Annotated in this window: 23 protein-coding genes and 3 tRNA genes; 21 read left to right on the plus strand and 5 right to left on the minus strand. The window is 67.9% G+C overall.

Going from position 1 to position 25,140, the window contains the following annotated elements:
• Positions 1 to 19: 19 nt before the first annotated feature.
• Positions 20 to 373, minus strand: a complete 354-nt coding sequence (locus tag ACMGEZ_RS08455) for an ArsC family reductase (protein WP_436821819.1) — start codon at positions 371 to 373, stop codon at positions 20 to 22.
• Between the two features lie 46 nt (positions 374 to 419).
• Here ACMGEZ_RS08455 and folC point away from each other — a divergent pair, with 46 nt between their 5' ends.
• The 9 genes from folC to ACMGEZ_RS08500 all read left to right on the plus strand — a co-directional run bounded on the left by folC (position 420) and on the right by ACMGEZ_RS08500 (position 7,675).
• Entirely contained in the window at positions 420 to 1,715 is a 1,296-nt protein-coding gene (folC, locus tag ACMGEZ_RS08460; RefSeq protein WP_436821820.1) for a bifunctional tetrahydrofolate synthase/dihydrofolate synthase, read from the plus strand.
• 60 nt (positions 1,716 to 1,775) lie between these two features.
• Positions 1,776 to 2,648 (plus strand): SPOR domain-containing protein, encoded by an 873-nt coding sequence (locus ACMGEZ_RS08465; protein ID WP_436821821.1) that lies wholly within the window; start codon positions 1,776 to 1,778, stop codon positions 2,646 to 2,648.
• Positions 2,649 to 2,654: 6 nt separating this feature from the next.
• A complete protein-coding gene (locus ACMGEZ_RS08470; RefSeq protein WP_436821822.1) occupies positions 2,655 to 3,140 on the plus strand; it encodes a CvpA family protein in 486 nt (161 codons plus the stop codon).
• Between the two features lie 18 nt (positions 3,141 to 3,158).
• Positions 3,159 to 4,670: an amidophosphoribosyltransferase gene (gene purF / locus ACMGEZ_RS08475; RefSeq protein WP_436821823.1), complete on the plus strand. Its 1,512-nt coding sequence runs from the start codon at positions 3,159 to 3,161 to the stop codon at positions 4,668 to 4,670.
• Positions 4,671 to 4,681: 11 nt separating this feature from the next.
• A complete protein-coding gene (locus ACMGEZ_RS08480) occupies positions 4,682 to 5,896 on the plus strand; it encodes an O-succinylhomoserine sulfhydrylase (RefSeq protein WP_436821824.1) in 1,215 nt (404 codons plus the stop codon).
• 10 nt (positions 5,897 to 5,906) lie between these two features.
• Positions 5,907 to 7,304 carry a glutamate--tRNA ligase gene (gene gltX, locus ACMGEZ_RS08485; protein WP_436821825.1) on the plus strand — a complete coding sequence of 466 codons (1,398 nt, stop codon included), beginning with the start codon at positions 5,907 to 5,909 and terminating at the stop codon, positions 7,302 to 7,304.
• A 20-nt stretch (positions 7,305 to 7,324) separates the two neighbouring features.
• Positions 7,325 to 7,400 (plus strand) — tRNA-Ala (locus tag ACMGEZ_RS08490).
• 52 nt (positions 7,401 to 7,452) lie between these two features.
• A tRNA-Glu gene (locus tag ACMGEZ_RS08495) sits at positions 7,453 to 7,528 on the plus strand.
• Positions 7,529 to 7,598: 70 nt separating this feature from the next.
• A tRNA-Asp gene (locus ACMGEZ_RS08500) sits at positions 7,599 to 7,675 on the plus strand.
• Between the two features lie 461 nt (positions 7,676 to 8,136).
• Here ACMGEZ_RS08500 and ACMGEZ_RS08505 read toward each other — a convergent pair.
• The gene (locus ACMGEZ_RS08505) at positions 8,137 to 8,835 is read right to left on the minus strand and encodes a hypothetical protein (RefSeq protein WP_436821826.1); all 699 of its coding nucleotides are present in this window, start codon (positions 8,833 to 8,835) and stop codon (positions 8,137 to 8,139) included.
• A gap of 128 nt (positions 8,836 to 8,963) precedes the next feature.
• Between ACMGEZ_RS08505 and ACMGEZ_RS08510 the strand changes: the two genes are divergently transcribed.
• The 9 genes from ACMGEZ_RS08510 (at position 8,964) to ACMGEZ_RS08550 (ending at position 17,329) form a co-directional block, all read left to right on the plus strand.
• Complete coding sequence (locus ACMGEZ_RS08510; protein WP_436821827.1) at positions 8,964 to 9,323, plus strand: hypothetical protein; 360 nt, start codon at positions 8,964 to 8,966, stop codon at positions 9,321 to 9,323.
• 64 nt (positions 9,324 to 9,387) lie between these two features.
• Positions 9,388 to 12,888 (plus strand): beta strand repeat-containing protein, encoded by a 3,501-nt coding sequence (locus tag ACMGEZ_RS08515; protein ID WP_436821828.1) that lies wholly within the window; start codon positions 9,388 to 9,390, stop codon positions 12,886 to 12,888.
• 8 nt (positions 12,889 to 12,896) lie between these two features.
• Positions 12,897 to 13,322, plus strand: a complete 426-nt coding sequence (locus tag ACMGEZ_RS08520) for a hypothetical protein (RefSeq protein ID WP_436821829.1) — start codon at positions 12,897 to 12,899, stop codon at positions 13,320 to 13,322.
• 72 nt (positions 13,323 to 13,394) lie between these two features.
• A complete protein-coding gene (locus tag ACMGEZ_RS08525; protein WP_436821830.1) occupies positions 13,395 to 14,543 on the plus strand; it encodes a hypothetical protein in 1,149 nt (382 codons plus the stop codon).
• Positions 14,544 to 14,584: 41 nt separating this feature from the next.
• Entirely contained in the window at positions 14,585 to 15,391 is an 807-nt protein-coding gene (locus ACMGEZ_RS08530) for an SEL1-like repeat protein (protein ID WP_436821831.1), read from the plus strand.
• Between the two features lie 80 nt (positions 15,392 to 15,471).
• Positions 15,472 to 15,762: a hypothetical protein gene (locus ACMGEZ_RS08535; RefSeq protein ID WP_436821832.1), complete on the plus strand. Its 291-nt coding sequence runs from the start codon at positions 15,472 to 15,474 to the stop codon at positions 15,760 to 15,762.
• Positions 15,763 to 16,019: 257 nt separating this feature from the next.
• Positions 16,020 to 16,343 carry a hypothetical protein gene (locus tag ACMGEZ_RS08540; RefSeq protein WP_436821833.1) on the plus strand — a complete coding sequence of 108 codons (324 nt, stop codon included), beginning with the start codon at positions 16,020 to 16,022 and terminating at the stop codon, positions 16,341 to 16,343.
• A 7-nt stretch (positions 16,344 to 16,350) separates the two neighbouring features.
• Positions 16,351 to 17,064 carry an OmpA family protein gene (locus tag ACMGEZ_RS08545; RefSeq protein WP_436821834.1) on the plus strand — a complete coding sequence of 238 codons (714 nt, stop codon included), beginning with the start codon at positions 16,351 to 16,353 and terminating at the stop codon, positions 17,062 to 17,064.
• 10 nt (positions 17,065 to 17,074) lie between these two features.
• Positions 17,075 to 17,329, plus strand: coding sequence for a zinc ribbon domain-containing protein (locus ACMGEZ_RS08550; RefSeq protein ID WP_436821835.1), 255 nt, complete (start codon positions 17,075 to 17,077; stop codon positions 17,327 to 17,329).
• Positions 17,330 to 17,368: 39 nt separating this feature from the next.
• Here ACMGEZ_RS08550 and ACMGEZ_RS08555 read toward each other — a convergent pair whose 3' ends face one another.
• The 3 genes from ACMGEZ_RS08555 to ACMGEZ_RS08565 are packed head-to-tail and all read right to left on the minus strand — an operon-like array spanning position 17,369 to position 19,836.
• Entirely contained in the window at positions 17,369 to 18,205 is an 837-nt protein-coding gene (locus ACMGEZ_RS08555) for a metallophosphoesterase family protein (protein WP_436821836.1), read from the minus strand.
• Positions 18,202 to 19,161 carry a diacylglycerol/lipid kinase family protein gene (locus ACMGEZ_RS08560; RefSeq protein ID WP_436821837.1) on the minus strand — a complete coding sequence of 320 codons (960 nt, stop codon included), beginning with the start codon at positions 19,159 to 19,161 and terminating at the stop codon, positions 18,202 to 18,204. The genes ACMGEZ_RS08555 and ACMGEZ_RS08560 overlap by 4 nt, the downstream gene beginning before the upstream one ends.
• 3 nt (positions 19,162 to 19,164) lie before the next feature.
• Positions 19,165 to 19,836 carry an alpha/beta hydrolase family protein gene (locus tag ACMGEZ_RS08565; RefSeq protein WP_436821838.1) on the minus strand — a complete coding sequence of 224 codons (672 nt, stop codon included), beginning with the start codon at positions 19,834 to 19,836 and terminating at the stop codon, positions 19,165 to 19,167.
• A 190-nt stretch (positions 19,837 to 20,026) separates the two neighbouring features.
• On the opposite strand from ACMGEZ_RS08565, the gene xdhA reads away from it, so the two are divergent.
• The 3 genes from xdhA to ACMGEZ_RS08580 all read left to right on the plus strand — a co-directional run bounded on the left by xdhA (position 20,027) and on the right by ACMGEZ_RS08580 (position 25,093).
• Positions 20,027 to 21,628 carry a xanthine dehydrogenase small subunit gene (gene xdhA, locus ACMGEZ_RS08570; RefSeq protein ID WP_436821839.1) on the plus strand — a complete coding sequence of 534 codons (1,602 nt, stop codon included), beginning with the start codon at positions 20,027 to 20,029 and terminating at the stop codon, positions 21,626 to 21,628.
• Between the two features lie 2 nt (positions 21,629 to 21,630).
• Complete coding sequence (gene xdhB, locus ACMGEZ_RS08575; protein WP_436821840.1) at positions 21,631 to 24,057, plus strand: xanthine dehydrogenase molybdopterin binding subunit; 2,427 nt, start codon at positions 21,631 to 21,633, stop codon at positions 24,055 to 24,057.
• Positions 24,058 to 24,139: 82 nt separating this feature from the next.
• Positions 24,140 to 25,093 carry a LysR family transcriptional regulator gene (locus tag ACMGEZ_RS08580; RefSeq protein ID WP_436821841.1) on the plus strand — a complete coding sequence of 318 codons (954 nt, stop codon included), beginning with the start codon at positions 24,140 to 24,142 and terminating at the stop codon, positions 25,091 to 25,093.
• Positions 25,094 to 25,140 lie beyond the last annotated feature (47 nt).

The raw sequence follows: 25,140 nt of genomic DNA on the forward strand, positions 1-25,140 counted from the left end.
GCAGGCTGGGTTCAACCGTTTACACGGTGTGGCTTTCCCATTCGGCGGCATCGAACCCCGTGGTAACGCCGGCTCGCGCGCCCCAGTTGACCACCGGACGCTTGATCAGGCTCGGATGGGCCAGCAAGGCGGCGCGGGCAGAGCTGCTGTCGACCACCGAGGCGCGCGTCGCCTCGTCGAGCCTGCGCCAGGTGGTGCCGCGCCGATTGACCAAGGCCTCCCAGCCCAGCGCGCGCAGCCATTGGTCGAGCTCGGACTCGGGCACCCCCTCCTTCTTGAAATCGTGAAACCGGTAGGCGATGCCGTGTTCGTCGAGCCAGGCGCGGGCGCGCTTGACGGTGTCGCAGTTCGTGATGCCATAGAGCGTGGTCATCCCGCGATGATGCCTGTGCGGCGAGTGGGCGACAATTCCGGGCTCCATGAAAAGCCTTGCCGACTGGCTCGCTCACGCCGAGCGCCTGCACCCCAAGAACATCGAGCTCGGGCTAGAGCGCGTCCGCGCAATGGCCGGCAAGCTCGGCCTCGCCTTCGATTGCCCGGTGATCACCGTGGCCGGCACCAACGGCAAAGGCTCGACCTGCGCGATGCTGGAGTCGATCCTCATGCACGCGGGCTACCGCACCGCAGTGTTCACCTCGCCCCATCTGGTGCGCTTCGAGGAGCGGTTGCGGCTCTCGGGCGAGGCGGTGGCCGCCGAGGCTCTGGCGGCGCACTTCGAAGCCGTCGAGCTGGCGCGCGGCGAGATGGCCCTGACCTATTTCGAGTTCACCACGCTCGCCATCCTGCTGTGCATCGCGGCCAGCAAGCCCGATGTCGCGATCCTCGAGGTTGGCCTGGGCGGGCGACTGGACGCGGTCAACGTGATCGATGCGGATTGCGCCATCATCACCAGCATCGACCTGGACCACATGGAGTTCCTCGGGCCCGACCGTGAAAGCATCGGTTTCGAGAAGGCCGGCATCATGCGCGCCGGCCGGCCCGCGATCGTCAGCGACCCGGTTCCGCCGCAAAGCGTCATCGGGCATGCCGAAGCCATCGGCGCCGACCTCTGGCGCGTGGGGCGCGACTTCAACGTCGCCGGCGACAAGCAGCAGTGGGGCTGGAGCGGCCGCGGCCGGCGCTACAGCGGACTGGCCTACCCGGCGCTGCGCGGCGCCAACCAGCTCGTCAATGCGGCAGGTGTGCTGGCCGCGCTGGAGTCGCTGCGGCAGCGGCTGCCGGTCACCGCGCAGGCGGTGCGCACCGGGCTGGCCTCGGTAGAGCTTCCGGGGCGCTTCCAGATCGTGCCGGGCGAGCCTGCCCTGGTACTCGACGTGGCGCACAACCCGCATGCGGTGGCGGCGCTGGCCGAGAACCTCGACGCCATGGGCTTCTACCCGACCACCCACGGCGTGTTCGGCGTGATGGCCGACAAGGACCTGGCGCCGATGTTCGCGCGCATCGGCCCGATGATCGACCGCTGGTACTTCACCGACCTGCCGACCCCGCGCGCCGCGAACGCTGCCGACCTGCTGACGCGCTGGCAGGCGCAGAACACCCGCGCCGATGCCTCGGCGAGCGCGCATGCTGCGCCCATGGCGGCGCTGCAAGCGGCCATCGATCGCGCGGACCCCGCTGATAGAATCGTCGTCTTCGGATCGTTCTTCACAGTGGGTGGTGTGCTCGAGCACGGAACACCTCGTCTGCGGGCCCGGCACCTGTCGCCGGACTCCTGATTGGCCTGATTTCCGGCGCCTTTTCTACTCACGCTGCACACCATCAGGAAATCGAATTTCATGGCGTTCTTCCAGTTCCGCACCCGCGGTCCGCAGGCCAACGAAGGGCGAAACACCGGCGTTGCGGCGCCGCCGGCCGAAAGCGTCGAGGCGATGCGCCGGCGCGCGCGGCACCGGCTCGTGGGCGCCGCGGTGCTGGTACTGATCGGCGTGGTCGGCTTCCCGCTCCTGTTCGACACCCAGCCGCGGCCCGTGTCCGTCGACATCCCGATCGAGATTCCCGACCGCAACAAGACCAAGCCCTTGCCCCTGCCGGCAGCGCCCGCACCTGCTCCTTCGGCCGCGGCGCCGCCGACCGCAGCGCCACCGGCGAGCCCGCCAGTGGCCGCAAGGTCCTCGAGCGGCGAGATGATCACCGAGATGCCGGATGGCACGGAAGTCCCGGCGTCCAGGCCGGCACCTTCCGCGCCGCCGGTCGAGACCAAGCCGCCGCGGGTGGCGGAAGCCAGACCCGAAGCCAAACCGGAAGCCAAACCGGAACCCAAGCCCAAGCCGGAGGCCAAGCCCGAAGCCAGGGCCGAGGCGAAGCCCGACGCCAGGTCCGCCGCCAAGACTGCCGAGGATGCCGCCCGCGCGCGTGCCCTGCTCGAAGGCAAGTCCAGCGCCTCCGCGGCCGCCAAGCCCACTGCGGCGGCGGACGACAGCGGCCGTTTCGTGGTCCAGGTCGGCGCCTTCGCCGATGCCGACAAGGCGCGCGAGGTCCGGCAGAAGCTGGAGAAGGCTGGTCTCAAAACATACACGAACGTCGCGAAGACGGCTGACGGCGAGCGCACGCGTGTGCGCGTCGGGCCCTTCGGCACGCGCGCCGAGGCGGACAAGGCTGCGGGCAAGGTCAAGGGCTTGTCTTTGTCGGCTGCCGTCCTCAGCTTGTAGGCGGACGTGGCTGGCCTCGACTGGATCGCCATCGCGCTGCTGGTGGTGTCGATGCTTTTCGGTCTGGTGCGTGGATTGGTGTACGAGGTGATCCTGCTGGCCGCCTGGGTGGCCGCCTTCTTCTGCGCGCAGTGGTTCGCGGCCGACGTGGGCGCCTGGCTGCCGTTCGGCGATCCGGCGGGCAGCTGGCGCTATGCGGCGGGCTTCGCGCTGGTGTTCGTGGGGGTGGTTTTCGGCGTGGGGCTGGTGGCCTCGCTGATGCGCAAGCTGATCACCGCCGTGGGGCTGCGGCCCGTGGATCGCCTGTTGGGCGGCGTCTTCGGCCTGGCGCGCGGCGCGGTCGCGCTGCTGGCCGTGGCGGTCGTGGTTCATTTGCTCGCGCTGAGCGACGCGGCCTGGTGGCAGGAATCGCGCAGCGCCACTGTTCTGGATGCGGCATTGCAGGGCCTGAAACCCGCGCTGCCTGAAAAATTGGCAAGCTACCTGCCTTGAGTAGAGAAGGACCGCTTCATGTGTGGAATCGTCGGCGTTGTCAGCAACGCACCCGTCAACCAGCTGCTCTATGACGCGCTCCTGCTGCTGCAGCACCGTGGCCAGGACGCAGCCGGCATCGTCACGCTGCTGGAGCGCAAGTTCTTCATGCACAAGGCCAAGGGCATGGTGCGCGACGTGTTCCGCACGCGCAACATGCGGGCCCTGCCGGGCAGCGTGGGCCTGGGGCAGGTGCGCTACCCGACCGCCGGCAACGCCTTCAGCGAAGAGGAGGCCCAACCCTTCTACGTGAACGCGCCTTTCGGCATCGTGCTGGTGCACAACGGCAACCTTACCAATGCGCACGCGCTGCGCGCCGAGCTGTTCTCGACCGACCACCGCCACACCAACACCGACAGCGACTCCGAGGTGCTGCTCAACGTGCTTGCGCACGAGCTCGACCGCTCGACCCGCGGCGGCATGCTCGACTCCGAGACCCTGTTCGCCGCCGTGCGCAACGTGCACCGGCGCGTGCGCGGCTCCTACGCGGTGGTGACACTGATCGCCGGCCACGGGCTGCTCGCCTTCCGCGATCCGTACGGCATCCGGCCACTGGCCATCGGGCGCGGCGCCGACGGCACCTACATGGTGGCCAGCGAGACAGTGGCGCTCGAGGGCTCGGGCCATGTATTCGAACGCTATGTGGCGCCGGGCGAGGCGGTGTTCATCGATCTCCAGGGCCAGCTGCACGTGCAGCAGTGCGCCGAGTCGCCCAGCCTCAATCCCTGCATGTTCGAGTTCGTGTATCTCGCGCGGCCCGATTCGGTGCTGGACGGCATCTCGGTCTACCAGGCGCGGCTCAACCTCGGCGAGACGCTGGCCCAGCGCGTGATCTCCACCGTGCCGCCGAACGAGATCGACGTGATCATCCCGATCCCCGAATCGAGCCGCCCGAGCGCGACACAGCTCGCCCATCTGCTGGGCATTCCGTACCGCGAAGGCTTCGTGAAGAACCGCTACGTCGGCCGTACCTTCATCATGCCGGGGCAGGGCGTGCGCAAGAAGTCGGTGCGCCAGAAGCTCAATGTCATCGGCAGCGAATTCAAGGGCCGCAACGTGCTGCTCGTCGACGATTCGATCGTGCGCGGCACGACCAGCCGCGAGATCGTGCAGATGGCACGCGAGGCCGGCGCCCGCAAGGTCTACCTCGCGAGCGCGGCACCGCCGGTGCGCTACCCGAACGTCTACGGCATCGACATGCCGACCAAGGACGAGCTGGTTGCCCATGACCGAACGGTCGAGGAAATCCGCGAGCTCATCGGCTGCGATGCACTGATCTACCAGGACGTCGAGGCCATGAAGCGCGCCGTGCTCAAGGCCTCGCCGGGCAACGGTCCGAAGCTCGACGGCTTCGATGCCTCGTGCTTCGACGGCGTCTACGTGACGGGCGACATCGACACCGAGGCCATCACCCGCATGAACGGCAACCGTCCCCGCATCGAAGAGACCGACGAGGACTCGTCGCGCCTCGCGCTCCCCAACCTGAGCTGAAGAAGAACATCGTGACCGACCGATCCCTGCCCCCCGGGCTGCACCGCGACACGCTCGCCGTGCGTGCCGCACTCGAGCGAAGCCAGTACGGCGAGAACTCGGAGGCGCTGTTCCTCACCAGCAGCTTCGTGCAGCCCGATGCCGAGACCTCGGCGCGCCGCTTCGCAGGCACGGAGGAAGGCTTCACCTACACCCGCACGTCGAACCCGACCGTCGCCAGCTTCGAGCGGCGGCTTGCCGCGCTCGAGGGCACCGAAGCGGCGATCGGCGCCGCCAGCGGCATGGGCGCGATCCTCATGATGTGCATGGGGCTGCTCAAGGCCGGCGACCATGTGGTGTGCTCGCGCTCGGTGTTCGGCTCCACGCTCAACCTGATCGGGCGCGACTTCGGCAAGTTCGGCGTCGAGACCACCTTCGTCTCGCAGACCGACGTGGCCGAATGGAGGGCTGCGATCAAGCCCAACACGAAGCTGCTGTTTGCGGAGACGCCGACCAATCCGCTGACCGATGTCTGCGACATCCGCGCGCTGGCCGACCTGGCGCACGACGCAGGCGCGCTGCTGGCCGTCGACAACTGCTTCTGCTCGCCGGCCCTGCAGCGGCCCATCGAGTTCGGTGCCGACCTCATCATCCACTCGGGCACCAAGTACCTCGAGGGCCAGGGCCGCGTGCTGGCCGGCGCCATCTGCGGCTCGCAAAAGCTCATCGATGTGTTCGCGACGGTGGTGCGTACCGCCGGCATGGCGCTGTCGCCCTTCAATGCCTGGGTCGTGCTCAAAGGCCTCGAGACCCTGGGCATCCGCATGCAGGCCCATTGCGCCGGCGGTCTCGCGCTGGCGCAGTGGCTGGAGACGCAGCCCGCAGTGAAGCGCGTGTACTACCCCGGCCTGGCCTCGCATCCGCAGCATGACCTGGCGATGCGCCAGCAGTCGGGGCAGGGCGGGGCGGTGGTTTCCTTCGATGTGCAGGGCGATACGCCCGAGGCGGCGCGCTCCAACGCCTTCCATGTGATCGACAGCACGCGCGTGCTCTCGATCACTGCCAACCTCGGCGACACCAAGACCACCATTACCCACCCGGCCACCACCTCGCACGGCCGCCTGAGCGAAGAACAGCGCCAGGCCGCCGGCATCTCCCAGGGCCTGGTCCGCGTGGCAGTCGGGCTCGACCATATCAACGACATCCAGGCCGACCTCTTGCGCGGCCTGGACACGCTAAGCACCTGAACCCGACTCCATGACCGTTCGCACCCGCATCGCGCCGTCCCCCACGGGCTTCCTCCATCTCGGCACCGCGCGCACCGCGCTCTACTCGTGGGCCTATGCGCGCCACTACGGTGGGCAGTTCGTGCTGCGCATCGAGGACACCGACGTCGCGCGTTCGACGCAGGAGTCGGTCGAGCAGATCCTGGCCTCGATGCACTGGCTGGGGCTGGACTACGACGAAGGTCCCGTCTACCAGATGCAGCGCCTCGACCGCTATCGCCAGGTCGTCGAGCAGATGCTGGCGGCGGGCACGGCCTATCGCTGCTACTGCACGCCCGCCGAGCTCGACGCAATGAAGGAGGCGCAGCGTGCCCGCGGCGAGAAGGCCCTGTACGACGGCCGCTGGCGCCCCGCGCCGGGCAAGGTGCTGCCGCCCGTTCCCGAGGGCGTGCCGCCGGTGATCCGCTTCTGCAATCCGCCAGATGGCGACGTGAGCTGGGACGATCTCGTCAAGGGTCCGATCACCATCAACAACCGGGAGATCGACGACCTGATCATCGTGCGCACCGACGGTGTGCCGACCTACAACTTCGCGGTCGTGGTCGACGACTGGGACATGGGCATCTCGCATGTGTTCCGCGGCGACGAGCACATCAACAACACGCCGTGGCAGATCAACATCTTCCGCGCGCTCGGCGCCCCGCTGCCGCAGTTCGGCCACGTGCCCGTGATCCTCGGTGAAGACGGGCAAAAGCTCTCTAAGCGCCGCGGTGCCGTCAGCGTCACGGCCTACGAGGAGGGCGGCTACCTGCCCGAGGCGATGCTCAACTATCTCGCACGACTGGGTTGGAGCCACGGTGACGACGAGCTGTTCACGCGCGAGCAGATGGTGGCGTGGTTCGATGGCACGCATCTCTCGAAGAGCCCGGCGCAATGGGATGCGGCCAAGCTCGCCTGGGTGAACGCGCAATACATCAAGGGCAAGCCGGATGCGGAGCTTGCCCCGCTCGTGGCGACGCAACTGCAGAGGCGCGGCATCGTGCCCGACAACAGGCTTGCCGCGATCTGCGCCCTGTTCAAGGACCGCTGCGAGACGACGGTGGCATTGGCCAACTGGGCCGCCGCGTTCTACGCAGACGTGCAGCCCAGCGAAGCCGATCGCGCGCAGCATCTGACCGATGCCGTTCGTCCCGCGATCGCCGCGCTGGCCGACAAGCTCGCGACGGTGGCGTGGGACAAGGCGTCCATCGCTGCGGCGATCAAGGAAGTGCTGGCCGCGCAGGGCCTCAAGATGCCCGCGCTCGCCATGCCGGTGCGCGTGCTCGTGATGGGGACGGCGCAGACGCCGTCGCTCGATGCCGTGCTCGCACTCTTCTCTCGTGAAGAAATTTTGAAGCGATTACAGGGCGCGCAAATTTCGACGCTATAATTTGAGGCTCGACGCCCACAGGGGGTATAGCTCAGCTGGGAGAGCGCTTGCATGGCATGCAAGAGGTCAGCGGTTCGATCCCGCTTACCTCCACCATCTGGAAGTCGAGACAACCAAGCGTTGATCGCAACGCGGTTCTTAGGTTTATGACCCTATCGTCTAGAGGCCTAGGACATCACCCTTTCACGGTGAGTACCGGGGTTCGAATCCCCGTAGGGTCGCCAGTTTTCACGCAAGTGAAGAAGGCACAAGTCGGCAGCACTTGGCTCCTTCCGGAGCGAACGCAGCCTACCAGGAGTGGTAGTTCAGTTGGTTAGAATACCGGCCTGTCACGCCGGGGGTCGCGGGTTCGAGTCCCGTCCACTCCGCCAAAACAATCAACGGGTTACGTCAGCAATGTCGTAACCCGTTTTTCATTGTCTGGGAACGCCTGTGGGATCGCTTGAACTGACGCGACGTGTCGCTGTGAGTACGATCCTGTCGCGAAAGGTCGATCTCGTGGACGAAGCCTCTCGTTGCGACGAGCGTCAGGGGGTTGAGGCCGAGGTGTCGAATTCATGGCGCAGGGTTCGTACCAGTCAGCGACAGGCGGAACCGAGGTGACCCCCCGGTACGGAAGGGCCCGTGAAAGCGCGCGTGTTGCGATGACATCGTCTAGCGAGCTTCGCTCGAGCATCTTTAGTAGGGAATCGAGCCGAGGCTTTCCTGGGTCGCGATGAATCGGTCCCCATGGAGCCCAGGTCGCAACCCCTTGCGTGCGTTCGATGATGACGGCGTACAGCGGCAGCGCGCCTTCGGCTACGGCGTCAACTCGGTGGCGCTGGCTGCGACCCTAAAGCGGCAGACAGCGGAACTGTGCCTTTGGTGATTGCAGCTTGTCGGCATGCCAGCCGCCTCGTTCTGGAGAAATAAGTGCACCAAGGCCGTCCATCAGCGCGACGCTATCGCTCGGTTGGGCGTTGCGGTAGCACTTGTCGAGACTCTCCAGCATGTGGCGCAGCGCAGCGGCCTGTTGCGGGTTGCCTTTCTCCAATGCCTGCGCGCTCTCACTCAGCCACTTCGCATAGGACTCCAGTGTTTGCGCCGGCAACTTCGCCGCTTCTTCCTTCGGGACCATGGTCGCGTACAGCTTCTGCAGGCTTTCTGCTCCGCTTTGACCCATGCGCAGGCTGACGTCGTACTGGGCTTCGAACGCACCTTGGCGGTAGATCACCTTGCGGACCTTGTAGTCGAGCTGTCCCTTTTCGCCTCCTAGTGTCTGGATCAGTTCGCGTGCCTTGGCGGAGTCGGTGTCCTGTGCAAAGTCGGCTTGCAGGGCTTGCGAGATGTCCGAGTCGTCAGGAAACCGGATGGCGCTGCCGCCGCTGGCGCGGGGATCGCACGCGGACAAGCCCGTAGCGCACGCGACCGTCGTCAGCAAAAGAAGGGCACGCAGCGAGGGGGTGCAAGGCGTCGGGAAGGCAGCGAAGGGCGGCATGAAGAGTGGTGACCAAGAAAAGAGATGCGCGGAAGTTTGCGCGAGGAAGTGCATTGCCTTCTGTCGGAAACGTCTGACGCCAAAGCGTGCGCAACTGTCATCTGCCGCTGTTAGATTGCCCTCGGCGATCCGCCCCGGACCGCCTGAACCCCTTCAATTCGATCCTTTCCAGGAGTGATTCCATGAAGAAATTCGCTGCAGCCGGCATCGTCACCATCGCCTTCTTCTCAGCCAATGCATTCGCCCAGAGCGGCGCCATCAGCATTCCGGGAGTCGGCAAGGCGAACGGCTCGACAGGCTCCGAAGTCACCAACAGCAAGATCACCGTCAGCAACAACTCGGCCAAGAACGTCATCGCGGGCGGCGGTTCCGCCGGCATCAAGATCGCAACCGTCGAGATGAGCGGCATGGCCAACGTGAACAGCGTGAACATCACGGGCTCGAAGGTCAAGAACAGCGAGATCATGGTCACCGGCAACACCGCTGAAGACGTCAAGGCCATCGGTGGCACCGCGAACGTGAACTCGGTGAACATCAACTGAGCTGATACCCACAGGGCCGGCTGACGGCCCGACGAAACGCTTTCCTTTTTTGCCGGAGACGCCTGTGCCCCTCTCCCTTCTGCAACACCGCAAGACTCTGATCGCCATGGCGGTGCTGAGTGCCGGGTTCACGCTGCCGCAGGCATCGCAGGCGCAGGAGGGCGTGCTCCACGGCCTGGGCTGGGTCACAGCCCGGCCCGGCAGCGAAGTGGATGGGCGCTCCAGCATGGTTGCCACGGGCAACCGGGCGCCCGCTCAAGTGAGTGCCAGTGGCGGCAAGGCGGGTGCCGGGCTCGGCGTTGCGGGCTCGGCCGAGCTCATCTCGACGGCGCAGGCCAACGCGATCGGTCTCTCGGCGCTGCAGGTCAACAACTCGCAGGTCGGTGTTCTGCAGAACCAGGTGCAGGGCTTCGTCAACGCAGTGGGTGGCGCAGCGACGGCGAACACGGTGCTGTTGTCCGGCGGCACGGGCCGCCGGCCGTTCGCCGACAGCCGCATGCTCCTGAGCGGCAACCAGACGAACAACATCGAAGCGATCGGCGCCAAGGGCTCGATCGCACTGGGCGCGATCGGCTCGCTCCAACTGCCGGGTCGCGCAACCGCCAACAGTGTGCTGGCCGACGAGTCCGACCTGCGGCGCGCCCAAATGTCCCTCACGGGAAACAGGGCCGAGGGCGTGCAGTCGATCGGCGGCGCAGCGCTCGCGAACGCAACGACACTGGCGCGCAGCACCGTCGAAGATCTGAACATCATCCAGGGCACCAACAGCGCGCGCGATGTGCGCGCGGGCGGTGGCTCCGGCGGCGTCGGTGGCGGTCTGGTCGCATCGGCGGATCTGAGCGGCGTCGCGGCGGCCAACGCGTTCGTGGCGGCCGGCAGTCAGGTCAAGGGCGCGCGCGTCACGCAGCAGGGCAACGAGGTCAACGGCATGTGGGCTCTCGGCGGCAGCGCGTTGGCCAACTCGATGAGCCTCGCAGACTACACCGGCAGCGAGCTGCGCCAATACCAGGTGCTCCAGTCGGGCAATCGCGCAGGCAAGGTCGAAGCCAGTGGCGGCAGCGGCTCCTTGCTCAAGGGAGCGCTGGCCGACGTGACGATGTCGGCCTCGGCACTGGCCAACAGCGTGTCGATCCAGCGTGGTGACGTGCAGGGCGCCACGCAGCACACCCTCACAGGCAACAGCGCCGACAAGGTCCAGGCGGTGGGCGGCGCGGCTGCCGCCAACAGCATCTGGCTGCAGGCCTCGATCGCGCAGCGAAGCAACGTGACGATCAGCGGCAACACGGCCAGCGACATCGACACGGCCGGCGGAGGGGCCAGCATCGGCGGCGGCGCCATCGGCGCCTTCGAGCGCAACGGCCGCGCGCTGGCCAACAGCCTGGCGCTGGACAGCAACGCCACCTTGCAGAACACGCCGGTCACCATCTCCGGCAACACGGCGCGCGGCGTGCAGGGCTCCGGCGGCCTTTCCACCGCCAACAGCGCACTGCTGAGCGAGGCCCGGATGCAGAACGGGACGCTCAGCATCACCGGCAACACGGCCGACAACGTGCGCGCGAACGGCTTCGAGGGCAGCGTCGGTGGTGGCTTGCTGTTCTCGAGCAAGCAGAATGCGATGGCGCTGGTCAACAGCCTGGGTTCCTTCGGGTCCACCGTCGACGCTGCCTCGATCGCGCTGTCCGGCAACAGCGGACGCGACCTCTCTGCACAGGGCGGCAAGCTCGTCGCCAACAGCGTGAGCGTGGAAAAGGGCGAGGGAGGCGGCTCTCGCCTGTCGGCCTCGGTCGCCGTGTCTGGCAACACCGCCGCGCAGGTGTCCACGGGTGCCAGCGCGATGGCCGGGCCGGGCCACGTGTTCAGCGAAAAAAGCGTGGCGCGCGCTGCCACCAACGCGGTCGTCCTGTACGAGAACGTCCGTATCGATGCCGGCTCTCCGGTTTCGGTGGCGGGCAACCGCGCGAGCCGCGTCGGCGCCATCGGGGGCACCGCGCTGGTGAACGCGCTGGCGGGTTACCGGGATTCGAGTGTGTCGGGCAGTCCTATCACGATCGCGAACAACACGGCAAACGACGTCACGACCGGAGGTTCGTACAACCAGGCCGCGGGCATCGGCAACGCGAAGAACGGCATCCTGGTGGCTAACGGCATCTACCTGGAGGGCGACAACGGTGTGCGCCTCGTCGGCTCGCCGGTCAGCATCCTGGGCAACACCGCGAACACGCTGCGCGCCGATGGCGGCCGCGTCAACGCCAATGCGGTGGCGCTCAACGGCAGCGGCGATATGCAAGGCAGCGCGATCACGCTGAGCAACAACCGCGCCGAAAACGTGACCAGCCGCGGCGACGAGGGTACGTTCGGCGGCTACGCCGTGATCGACCGCGGCGTCGGCCACGCGAGCGCCAATGCGGTCCAGATCCTGGGCGCGCTGCGTGCAAGCAGCATGCAGCTGCTCGGCAACGTGGCTGCCAACGTGAATGCCGAGAAGGGGGTCGCCCTGGCCAACAGCGCAGTGGTCGACAAGTCGGGGTCGACCGACGCGACGCAGCACACGGTCACTGCGAACCGCGCCGACGACGTGAGCACGCGCGACGGCAAGACGGCCTCGGCCAACAGCGTGTTCAACGAAGGCGCCATCAGCGGGTCATCGGTCTCGATCGCCGGCAACCGCGGCAGCGCGCAGGCAAGCTCGGGCGACGCCAGCGCCAACAGCGTGCGCAATCGCGAAGGCGCACGCATGGCCGGCATCGCCGTCACGATCTCGGGCAACCAGGGCCGCGCTGCACAGAAAGGCACCGTCAACAGTGTCGACAACCAGGGCTCGGTAGGCGGCAGCAACATCACCGTCCTTGGCAACCAGGGTTCGGTCGAAGGCGGGGCCATCGCCAACAGCGTGATCAACAACGGCAGCATCGCGGGCAGCCAGATCCATATCCTCGGCAACCACGGCACTGCGCAGGGCAATGGCATCGTCAATTCGGTGATCAACCAGGGCCGCGTTGGCGCAGGCAGCATCGTCATTGCCGGCAACACCGGCTCGGCGCAGGGCGGCGGCACAGTCAATAGCGTGCACAACCGCGGTAACGGCAACATGACCAATACCCAGATCGTGATCTCCGGCAACCGCGGCAACGCCAACGGCGGCGGCACGGTGAACAGCGTCGACAACCACGGCGCAATGACGGGCCGCATCGCCATTCTCGGCAACCAGGGCAGCACCCAGGGCGGGGGCACCGTGAACTCGGTGATCAATCGTGGGGTGATGAGCGGCACCATCGTGATCTCCGGCAATCGCGGCTCGGCCATGGCAGGCGGCACCGCGAATTCGGTGGTCAACCGTGGCGTCATCACCGGCAGCGTGACGATCGTGGGGAATCAGTCCGTCGCCGGCGCCGGCATGACATCGGGCAGCGTGCGCACCACCGGTGGGGTGGTGACAGGTGCGGCCGGTGTCACCGGAAACACGCCATGGGCAGCCAATCCGGGCCTCACGATCACGAAGCCGTCGACGGGCGTGGTCAACCGAACCGTCACCGTGGGCCCGGCGGTCACGGTGCTCAGCATGTAGGAGAACAGATGCGCACCGTCGTCGTGACCGTCGTTGTTGCCGCCGCTTTGGGGGCATTGGCCAATGGCGCCTCGGCGCAGCTCGTCAACTATGGCGAAGCGCTGGGCGCGTACAAGGATTCGAAGGAAGCCGGGATCAGGCTGGTCGACGGCGTCACGCCGGGCGTCACGGCCAAGGCGCGCGTCGCCCGTGCACTGGAGCAGAACAAGGTGGTCGAGCAGCAGGCGCTGGTGCAGCCGGACGGCACGCTGAAGCTGCCGCCCAACCAGACCAATCTCGTGATCCGGACCAACTACAACAACGTCCAGCAGGGCGCCGATGGCCAACTGCGCATCGCCAGCCCGACGATCCAGGGCAACGTGAGCGGCAACGTGACGTTGTTCGTCGAAGGCAGAGGCCTGGAGAACATCACGGTCCTGAACAATGGCCGATGAGACGCACTGCGCAAGCAAGAACATGAGCGTTCGGAGAACGAGCATGAAGAAGAACAATTTTCCCGTGAATGCATGACCTCGAAAACTGTTGCGCGCTTCAAGCGCGGCTTCCTGGTACTCGCCGCCGGTGCCTTTCTGGCTGGCTGCGCCACCACTGAAAACACGCTCGGCGATGCCGACAGGCTGTTGGCGGAGCGGGATGCCGCCAAGAAATTGCCCACTGCCAACCTGAGCACTTACGCCGCCTCGCTTTCGCGCTTCGGTCGCATGCTCGACGTCTACAAGGACGGCGATCCGGTCGTCTACATGCAGACACGCAGCATCCTCGACGCGACCAACCTGTCGAACCCGCTGGTAGGCTCCGAGATTCCAGGCGACATCACCGAGATGGTCCGCACCGCCGTCAACCGTATAGGCGCACGCATCGTCTACGTGCCTTACCACCCCGACTACCTGATCTCGCAGGCCCAGCTCGGGGCGAAGTTCGGCGTGACGATGCCCGACTTCCTGATCACCGGCGCGCTCACCGAGTTCGATCGGGCCTTGTCGGGCGCCGGTCGGTCCAACTCGGCCAGCGTCGACTTCGGAAGGGGGAAGGGTGAGACTGCGCTGGGTGCCGATGTGAAGCGCACTGCCATTCTTTCGGCGCTTGCGCTCGACCTCAACCTGGTGAGCTTCAGCACCCAGCAGATGGTTCCGCGCATCCAGGCCTCGAACGTGATCAAGGTGCTCAACTTCACGGCCGAGGACAACGCGAGCATCGGCTTCTACGGCGATTCGTTCGGCTTCAAGCTCGAAGGCCGCTACCTGCAGGGCCGGCACTCGGCCATTCGCACGCTGGTCGACCTGAGCGTGCTCGAGCTGATGGGCAAGGCGACCAACACGCCGTACTGGCGATGCATTCCCAACGGCGTGCCCGACCCGGTCGTGATCGACAACATGCGCACATCGTTCGAGGGCCTCACGCCGGAACTCAGGATCGGCCTGGTCCAGGTGATGCTGCGAAAGTACGGGCAGAACGTGGCGGTCAACCAGAAGCTCGACGAGCCGACGCGCGAAGCAGTGCGCGAGGTGTACGCCACGCGCTACCCGCAAGTGGGCGACAAGGTCGACGTGCTGACCTGGCAAGGCTTCGAGCCCTTGTTCTTCGGCGTGCCGATGCCCTGGGACTCGCCGCTTCCGCCGCAGGCCGGCACTGCGCCGGCGAAGTCAGGCACCTGATGCGGCACGCATCGTTGCTCCCGCTCGCACAAGCCGCGTGGATGGTGGTGGCGCTGCTGCATGGGCTCGATGCCGAAGCGCAAGCCGCCGCGAGCACCGGCGGCGGCACGCAAGGCGGCGCGGCGCGCGCGGCGATCGCCGTTGGCGCAGGGGCAGGAACCGCGCTCGCTCCGACCCCGGCAGCTCCGGCACCCGGTGCAGGCGCGCGCTACGTCGAGTCATGCCAGCAAGCCATCGAACGAGGCATCGTGAATCCCGGTTGCCAGGGGCCGCTCTACCAGAGCGAGATCGCCCGCCTGAAGGAAGACGCGCTGCGCACCAACAACCCAAGCCTGCTGACGATGGTGGGCGACGCGTACCAGAGCAACCGTACTGGCGTGTCCGACATCGGACAGGCCTATCGCTGGTACCTGCTCGGTGCCGTGCGCGGCGATCCGCGCGCGATGCAGCGCCTGAGCGAGCTCTACCAGCAGGGGCGCGGTGCGCCGCAGGACAACATCAAGGCGCTCGGCTACGCCCGCCTGGCACAGCGGCTCGCGCCGCCCGGCAGCACCAGCGCCCGCCAGGCGACCGAGGCCATCAATTCCCTCGGCGGCGAAATGGCGACCGAGGAGATGGCGCTGGCGGAGCGCTTTGCGAGCGACCTGGAAAACACCATCCGCAACCAGGCTGGCTTGTCGTCCGGCGCGGCGGCGGGAGTTCCGGCGGCGCCGAAAACCGCGAGCACGCTGGCTCGCTTGCCCGGCATGGGTGCCGTCCAGCCCGAGGGGGCGCCCGAACAACCCTCCGCGCCTCCCAGTCCTCTCCCCGGCCGCGACAGCCTGCCGTCGCTGCCGCGCCAACCATGAGGAGTCTTCCCATGCATCTCCATCGCCATCTTCTTCCCCTGTGTTGTTCCGCCGGCATCGCGGCTGCGTCATCTGCCGCCATGGCCGACACGACGGTGATCCAGAACCCAGGCAGCGGCACCAATCGCATCGAGGTGACCGGCAACAGCGCGCGGAACGTCCAAGTGCGGTGTCCCGACGGCAGCAGGAAGGCAGACGTTGCTGCAAGCAACGTGAACAGCGTCAACATCGATGGCCGTGCGCTTCAGGGCAAGACAGTGATCGTCTCCGGGCGCAACAGCCGCGACATTCATGCGGATGCGGATGCGGATGCGGACTGCAGGGGCGGTGCCCCATCGAACGCCAACGTCAACAGTGTGAACATCCGATGAACGTCGCCCCTCACATCGCGTTGCTGTTTTTTGCGGCGGCGCTGACAGGCTGCGGCGACAGGAGTGCGCCGGCGAATCCTGCCGCACCTGCGCCTGCTGCACCAGCGGCACCAGCGGCGTCTGCGGCACCAGCCACACCTGCCGCACCCGCGCCTGCCCCTTCGGCGGCGGTACCACCGGCGCCAGCCCCCGCTGCCGCGACAGCCCCCAGGCAGCTGCCGCTCAGCGTCCAGGGCGTCGCGAGCGCAGGTCTGACAGTGCGGGTCAAGAACATCGAGCTCGGGGAGGACGCGACCATCCTGACCGTGAGTGCTTCGTTCGGGAGCCGCGAGACCAATTTCACCAACCTCGCCGAAACCGCGACTTACCTGGCCGATGCGGCCGGCAACCGCCTGATGCTGCGCCCACCGGACGGCAACCGTTACCTGCGCATCGTCTCGGGCGACACCATGGAAGGCAAGCTCGTGTTTCTCGGCGCCGTGGCACCCGCCACACCGCAGCTGCGCCTCGTCATCAACGAAGGCAACACGCCCGACAACACCGCGGGGCCGGGGCTGTCGATCACGCTTGCGTTGCAGTAAGGCAGACATGGCGCCAGCGCTGCGCGCGTTCTCCGCTCTGCTGTGGATTGGCGCGGGATTGGCCACACCCTGCATGGCGCTTACGGTCGAACGCGTGGCGAGAAGCCTCAAGGACGCGCCAAGTACTTTCGTGCGGGCGGCCGATGCGCCGCGCTCGGAGTTCCGCAAGCTCGCTGCAGCAGACGCCTTGTCGCGCGGCGCCACACCATCGCAGCTCGGCAGCGCAGCGGCGCCCAGCACGGTGTTCCGACTGGCCGAGGTGCCGCCCGCGCGCGTGGCGGTGACGCGCGAACTGCTGAGCACCTTAAAGGCGCGGCAGACCGAGCAGCAGGCGATCGTGATCGACCTCCCTGCCGACGTCCTGTTCGATTTCGACAAGGCCGAGTTGCGACCGGATGCGCGCACCTCGCTCGACCGAGCGGCAGAGCTGCTGCGCAGCTACCCGGACGCTCCGGTGATCATCAACGGCCACACCGACGGCAAGGGAACCGATGCCTACAATGACGCGTTGTCGATGCGGCGAGCACAGGCCGTGGCCGCGCGGCTGCAGGGCGAGCCGCCGCGGGCGTTCACCGTGCACGGATTCGGCAAGCGGCGGCCGCTCGCGGCCAACGCCCAGCCCGACGGCAGCGACGATCCCGAGGGCCGGCAGCGCAACCGGCGCGTCGAGATCGTGATCCAGCCGCCTGCCGCCGCGGCGGCGACGTCGAAGAATTCCTGAGGAGAAACCCATGGCGCTCATCGCATGTCCCGAATGCGGCAAGCAGGTGTCGACGCAGGCCAGTGCCTGCCCCGCGTGCGGAGCCCCGGTGTCCGGCAGCACCGCGCCCCACGGCGGCCGGCGCGAACCGGTCGTCAATGCGACGCTGCTCGGCAAGATCGCTGCCGTGGTGGGTGCCTGGCTCGTGGTGCCATGGCTCGTGCGGCTGCTGGCGTTCCTGGCTGGCGTCGCCATGCTGATCGTGATGTTCAGGTCCGCGCGCTGAGCTGTCGTTCCGGGTAAGGGCCTTCCTAGCGATCGGGCGTCACGGCACTGTCGCCCCCGGCCAGGCCGCGGTGCCGAGCGCCAGGCTGTGGACGCGGGTGCGCCTGAACTGTGCGACGCCGACGTCCCAGTCCCATTGCTCCACCGTGCAGCGCCGTTCGCCGTCCCCGCCTTCGAAGCGGATGAGGTTGACCGAATTCGGAGCGCCCGCGCGCACCCGGGTCGACACGGCGGTGCCCGCCTGCACGCACCACATCTTGCGCGCCGGCCCGCCGGCGCCTTCGTGCAGCGGCAGCACGAAGGGCAGGTGGATGTGCCCGCCGAGGACCAGGTCGGCCTCGGCCTCGGCCCAGATCCGCACGGCCTCCTCGCGTCCGATGAGCAGGTTCTTGTGATCCTCCTCGCGCGTGACTGCAACCGGCTGGTGCACCACCACGACCCGCAGCTGCCGGGCCGAGCCTTTCGCGAGGCGGCGGGCCACACGTTCAACCTGCTGGGCCGAGGCGGCGCCGTTCTCGTGCCGGTACCAGCGCGTGGTGTTGACGCCGACGACGAGGAAGTCCTGCAGATCCACGACCGGCTCGAGATCGTCGCCGAAGGCTTCCCTGTAGCGTGCATAGGGCGCCAGCAGGCGGGTGGACAGCGCGAAGAGCGGGATGTCGTGGTTGCCCGGGATTGCCAGCAGCCCCGGAATCGCCAGACTGTCCACGAAGGCGCGAGCGCGCGCGAACTGCGAGCGCGTCGCTCGCTGCGTGATGTCGCCGGAGAGCACGAGCGCACCCGGTCGCTCGGTCCGCACCAGCATGGCCAGCGCTTGCATCACATCGGGTCGCTCGGTGCCGAAATGCGGATCGGACATGTGCAGCAGACAACTCATCGAGCCGCATCCTCCGGCTCGTCGCGGGCCGGCTTGATGAGCCACAGCGGCTCGGGCGCGACCCGGAAGTGCAGCGGCATGGCCATGCGCAGCACCTCGCCGTCGGCCGCGACCTTGGCATGGCGCCGCGTGGTCTTGGCCGGGCTGACTGACATCGACCGAAAGGAGGTGTGCATGACGTTGTCCGAGTCGCCGAGCCGGCCCATGGCGCCGCGCAGCATCAGCGCCAGCATGGCGAGGCGGCTGCTCGGCCGAAGGGCAATGGCCGTGAGCTCGCCCTGCTCGACCGCTTCGGGCCGCGGCATGCCGACCTGCTGCAGCTGCAGCGCGTTGTTGCCGACGAAGAGCGTCGGCGTGCGCACCAGGCGCTCCTCGCCGCGCCATCGGATGCGCAGATCCCAGCCGGGGTGGGGGCGCATCGCGGTCACCACCGCCGCCCAGAGCGCGACCCATCGGCTGCGGCCGTAGCGCGACTTGTAGATCTCACGGTCCTCCAGCACGCGCGCATAGAGGCCGAGGCTGGCGTTGACCAGGAAGACGCGATCGTTGACCAGGCCCACCTGCACCGGCACCGGCTGCTCGTCGAGCAGCACCCGCAGCGCCTCGTCGATGTCGGCGGGAATGGCATGCGTGCGGCTGAAATAGTTGAAGGTGCCCTTCGGCAGGACGCCCAATGCGCAGCCGCTGCCCAGCACCGCCTGCGCGACTGCGTTGATCGTGCCGTCGCCACCCGCCGCGACCACCACGCCGCTTTCGGCCCGGGCCGCGTCGACCGCCTCGCGGATCCGGTCGGACAGGCGGTGCAGGCGCGAGACTTCGAACAGCCGATACGCCCGGCCGTGCGCCGCGCAGGCGCGCGCGATCGCCTCGCGCAGGGCCTGCGCACTGCCGCGCCCCGAATGGACGTTGAAGACGACGAAGAGCGCGGACTGCGCGTGCGAGTGGCAGGCGGACATCGGCTATGCCCGCATCCAGGCCGCCATGCCGTCGAGCATTTCCACCAGGACCTCCTTGTCGCTGCGGCCCGAACGGCGCAGCACGTGGAAGGCATGGTCGGCCTCGGCGATTTCCACCAGCGTCGCGCAAGCGCCCAGCTTCGCGACCACGGCGCGCATGCTGGGCAGGTCGGCCAGCTCGTCGCGTGTGCCCTGCACGAACAGCATGGGCACGCGCACATCGGACAGATGGTCGGCGCGCCCCGTCGAGAGCGTCCCCGCGGGATGCAGCGGAAAGCCGACGAACACGAGGCCCGCCACCCTTGGCAGGGGATCGAGCGCCTGCGCCTGCGAAGTCATCCGCCCGCCGAACGACTTGCCGCCGGCGAAGAGGGGCAGTGCTCCGAAGCGCTCCACCGCCTGCGCCACGGCCGCGCGCACGGCGGCATGGGCGACGGGCGGCGGATCGGGCCGCTTCTTGCCGAGCTCCATCGATGGAAACTGGTAGCGCAGCGTGGCGATGCCGCGCGCTGCGAGCCCCTCGGACACCGCGCCCATGAAAGCGTGCCCCATGCCCGCCCCGGCGCCATGGGCGAAGACGCAGCAGGCGGTGGGGTCGGCCGGCGACTGCACCAGTCCCGAGACGGTGCCATGGTCGCCGACCTGGAAGTTGATTTGTTGCGTGCAGAGGCTCATGCTGGATTCTGTCGGACGTGCTCAGTGTGCGGCCTGCGGCAGCTGAACACCCCTAAACGAGGGTTTTCCCGGGCGTTATATAGCAAGCCCCACATAGGTCGTATGGGCGCGTCCGTATGCATGCGGCCTCGCAAAGGAATACCTTTGCAGGCACGATTTTTGATCGCCACGAAGACCGCCCCCACGAGCCATGAGCATGAACGCCAGCAACCAACCCATCCGCTTCTTCCACCGCGGCCGGATCGTCGACGTGAGCGGCGTGCATCCCACCCGCTCGGTGCTGGACTGGCTGCGCGAGGACGCACGCTGCACCGGCACCAAGGAGGGCTGCAACGAGGGCGATTGCGGTGCGTGCACGGTGGCGATCGGCGAACTGGCCGAGCCCGGCGAAAAGGACGCGGTGGGCGGCCTGCGGCTGCAGACGGTCAACGCCTGCATCCAGTTCCTGCCCACGCTGCACGGCAAGGCGCTGTTCACGGTCGAAGACCTCAAGGCGCAGTGCACCGGCCGGCGCGACCGGGCCCCGCGCGACAAGCAGGCGGCGACCCAGCTGCATCCGGTGCAGCAGGCCATGGTCGACTGCCATGGGTCGCAATGCGGCTTCTGCACGCCGGGCTTCGTGATGTCGCTGTGGTCCACCTACGAGCACCACCGCAACGCGGGCACGCAGCCCACGCGCCAGCAGTTGGCCGACGATCTCTCGGGCAACCTGTGCCGCTGCACCGGCTACCGGCCCATCCTCGATGCCGGCCAGCGCATGTTCGACCTGCCGGCGGTGCGGCTGGACACCGAGCCTGTGGTGGCCGCGCTCCAGAGCCTCAAGCACCAGGCGAGCTTCGACTACGTCGCGCCGCTGGGCCAGCGGCTGGACCATTTCCATGCGCCGACGACGCTCGCGCAGCTGGCTGCGCTGCGCGAGGCCAAGCCGGCGGCCCAGCTGCTCTCCGGTTCCACCGACGTCGGCCTGTGGGTCAACAAGCAGTTCCGCGACCTGGGCGACATCATCTACGTCGGCGACGTGGCCGAGATGAAGGTGGTGGAGGAGCGCGAGGTCGACGGCACCCCGGCCCTCTACATCGGCGCCGGCGCCTCGCTCGAGAACGCCTTCCGCGCACTGGCGGCGTGGGTGCCCGCGCTCACCGACGTCTGGCTGCGCTTCGCCTCGCCGCCGATCCGCAACGCCGGCACCATGGGCGGCAACGTCGCCAACGGCTCGCCTATCGGCGACTCGCCGCCAGTGCTGATGTCGCTGGATGCCGAAATCGAGCTGCGCCGCGGCGAGCGCGTGCGCCGCATGCCGCTGCCCGACTTCTACGTCGACTACATGAAGAACAGGCTGGAGCCCGGCGAGTTCGTGCAGGCCCTGGTGCTGCCGCTGGCGGCGATGAAGCGCCAGGTGCGGGCCTACAAGATCAGCAAGCGCTTCGACTGCGACATCTCGGCCCTGTGCGGCGGCTTCGCGATCGAGCTCGACGGCGACATCGTCAAGGAAGTGCGGCTGGCCTACGGCGGCATGGCCGCGGTCGTCAAGCGCGCGGCGCAGGCCGAGGCCGCGCTCGCGGGCAAGCCCTGGACGCAGGCCAGCGTCGATGCCGCCAAGCGGGCGTTGGCGCAGGACTTCAAGCCGCTGACCGACATGCGCGCCAGCGCCGACTACCGCCTGCTCGTGGCGCAGAACCTGCTGCAGCGCCTGTGGCTGGAAACGCGCACGAAGGAGCCGCTGCCGGTGGAAGCCACCAGCGTCTGGAGCGTGATGCCGCACGCAACTGAGGCCGCCGCCGAAGGAGTCTGAACATGAACAAGCCGCTCGACCCCGCACTGCTGCAATCGGCCGAAGCCTTCGCCGACTACCTGAAGAACACCGCCGCGCGCATCGACGTGCATGCCGAGGCCAAGGCGCACGACGACGGCGCGCGCGTGGGCATCAGCCGCCCGCACGAATCGGCGCACCTGCACGTGGCCGGCGAGGCGACCTACATCGACGACATCCCCGAGCTCGCGGGCACGCTGCACTGCGCGCTCGGCCTGTCGCCGGTGGCGAACGGCCGGCTCAAGAACATGAACCTGGAGGCGATCTGCGCCATGCCAGGTGTGGTGGCGGTTCTCACCGCGGCGGACATCCCGGGCAGCAACGACTGCGGCTCGATCGTCCACGACGACCCGATCCTTTGCAGCGGCGACATCCGCTACCTCGGCCAGCCGGTGTTCGCGGTGGTCGCCGAGACGCGCGACGCCGCGCGCCGCGCCGCCGCCTGCGCGAAGGACGCGCTGGATGTCGAGGCCGAGCCGCCCGTCATCACGCCGCAGCAGGCGCACGAGAAGGGCCAGTACGTGCTGCCGCCGATGCACCTGGTGCGCAGCACCCGTGAAGGCGGCGCGCAGGCCGCGATCGCCAAGGCGCCGCGCCGGCTCAAGGCCACGTTCGAAGTCGGCGGGCAGGAGCAGTTCTATCTCGAAGGCCAGATCAGCTACGCGATCCCGAAGGAGGGCGGTGCGATGCACGTGCACTGCTCGACCCAGCACCCGAGCGAGATGCAGCACCTGGTCGCGCACGCCCTGCACCTGCATGCCAACGCGGTGCAGGTCGAGTGCCGGCGCATGGGCGGCGGCTTCGGTGGCAAGGAGTCGCAGTCGGCGCTCTTCGCCTGCGTCGCGGCGGTGGCCGCGAACAAGCTGAAGCGCCCCGTCAAGCTGCGGCTGGACCGCGACGACGACTTCCTCATCACCGGGCGGCGCCACTGCTTCTGGTACGAGTACGAAGTGGGCTTCGACGACGAGGGCCGCGTCCTCGGCGCCGAGATCAGCATGGTCTCGCGGGCCGGCCACTCGGCCGACCTCTCGGGCCCGGTGATGACGCGGGCGCTGTGCCACTTCGACAACGCCTACTGGCTGCCCGACGTGGCGATGCACGGCTATTCGGGCCGCACCAACACGCAGAGCAACACCGCCTTCCGCGGCTTCGGCGGGCCGCAGGGCGCGATCGCGATCGAGAACATCCTCGACAGCGTGGCGCGCGAGCTTGGCCGCGATCCGCTGGACGTGCGGCGCATCAACTTCTACGGCAAGGGCGAGCGCAACGTCACGCCCTACGGCCAGGTCGTGACCGACAACATCATCCATGAGCTGGTCTCCGAGCTGGAAGGCACCAGTGCCTACCGCGCGCGGCGCGAGGAGATCGCGGCCTTCAACAAGGCCAGCCCGGTGCTCAAGCGCGGCATCGCGCTGGCGCCGCTGAAGTTCGGCATCTCCTTCAACGTCAAGCACTTCAACCAGGCCGGCGCGCTGGTGCATGTCTACACCGACGGCTCGATCCTGGTGAACCACGGCGGGACCGAGATGGGGCAGGGCCTCAACACCAAGGTGGCGCAGGTCGTGGCCCACGAACTGGGCGTGAATTTCGAGAGCGTGCGCGTCACGGCGACCGACACGCAGAAGGTGGCCAACACCTCGGCCACCGCGGCATCGACCGGCGCCGACCTCAACGGCAAGGCCGCGCAGGACGCGGCGCGCCAGATCCGCGAGCGCCTGGCCGCCTGCGCCGCCGCGCGCCATGGCGGCAAGGCGCAGGGCGTGCGCTTTGCGAACGACCAGGTCGAGGTCAACGGGCGCGCGCTGTCGTTCAGCACCGTCGTCGGCGAGGCCTACCTAGACCGGGTGCAGCTGTGGTCCGACGGCTTCTATGCCACGCCCGGCCTCAGCTGGGACAAGGACAGGATGCAGGGCCGCCCCTTCTACTACTACGCCTACGGCGCGGCCGTGAGCGAGGTGATCGTCGACACGCTCACCGGGGAATGGAAGCTGCTGCGCGCCGACATCCTGCACGACGCCGGCAAGTCGCTCAACCCGGCGGTGGACATCGGCCAGGTCGAGGGCGCCTTCATCCAGGGCATGGGCTGGCTCACGACCGAGGAGCTGGTCTGGCATCCGAAGACCGGCCTGCTCACCACTCACGCGCCCAGCACCTACAAGATCCCGACGGCCAACGACTGCCCGCCGGTCTTCAACGTCAAGCTGTTCGAGGGCCAGAACTTCGAGGACTCGATCCACCGCAGCAAGGCGGTGGGCGAGCCGCCGCTGCTGCTGCCCTTCTCGGTCTTCTTCGCGATCCGCGACGCGGTGTCGGCGGTGGGCGAGCACAGGGTGGACCCGCCCCTGACGGCGCCGGCCACCAGCGAATCCATCCTGCGCGCGGTCACGGCCGTGCAGTCGGCCTCGGCCTGAAGCAGCCCGTCGAACAAGGGGATCGATGTGAATGCCGCGCTGTATAACTGCCCGGACATAGGCATCACCCTGCGGGCAGCTCATGAGAGACCAAGCGCTTCTGGACAAGATCGACCTGCACCTGATCCGGGTGCTTCACACCGTGCTGACCGATCGCAGCGTCTCGCGCGCCGCCATCCGCCTGGGCATGTACCAGCCGGCCGTCTCGGCCGCGCTGAAGCGCTTGCGCGAGCTCTCGGGCGACCCGCTGCTGGTGCGCTCGGGCTCGGGCATGGTGCCCACGGATGCGGGACTGCGCATGATCGACCCGGCCGCCAGCATCCTGCGCGCGGCGGAGATGCTGTTCTCGGACGCGCGGGGCTTCGATCCGCAAACCGCGCAGACCACCTTCCGCATTGCCGCCTCGGACTACCTCGACCCGCTCTTCCTGCCCATGCTGGTGGCGCAGGTCAAGGCGCAGGCGCCGTTGTGCCGCATCGAGATCCATGCGCTCTCGTCCGACTCGGACTACCACGCGCACCTGTCGCTCGGCCAGGTCGACCTGGTGATCGGCAACTGGCTCAAGCCGCCCGAGGACCTGCACATGGCGCGGCTCTTCGGCGACGAGATCGTCTGCCTGGTCAACCAGGACCATCCGGCCGTGCGCCGCGGCTGGGACCTGGAGAGCTGGCTGGCGGCCGAGCATGTGGCGCCCACGCCGCTGCACCCGGGCGCGCGCGGCATCATCGACCAGATGCTCGACGAGGTGGGCCGGCAGCGCAACATCACGGCGCGCTGCGCGCATTTCGGGCTCATCCCGGACATGGTGGCCTCCAGCCTGCTGGTGCTCACCACCGGGCGGCAGTACTGCGAGCGCTTCGTCGAGCGGCTGCCGGTCGCGATCCTCCCGTGCCCGGTCGAGCTGCCGCGCCTCATGTACTACCAGCTCTGGCATGAGCGCACCCATTCCTCCAGCTCGGCGCGCTGGCTGCGCGAGCGGACCAAATCGGTGGCGGCCTCGCTGAGGCCCGCACCTTCCTCGGCCGGCTCCGGATAGCCGGCCTCCTTACCGACTCGCGCCCGGCGTCGCGACATCTCCCCAAC

The sequence above is a fragment of the Variovorax stachyos genome, from assembly GCF_051400855.1.
Lineage (GTDB): Bacteria > Pseudomonadota > Gammaproteobacteria > Burkholderiales > Burkholderiaceae_C > Variovorax.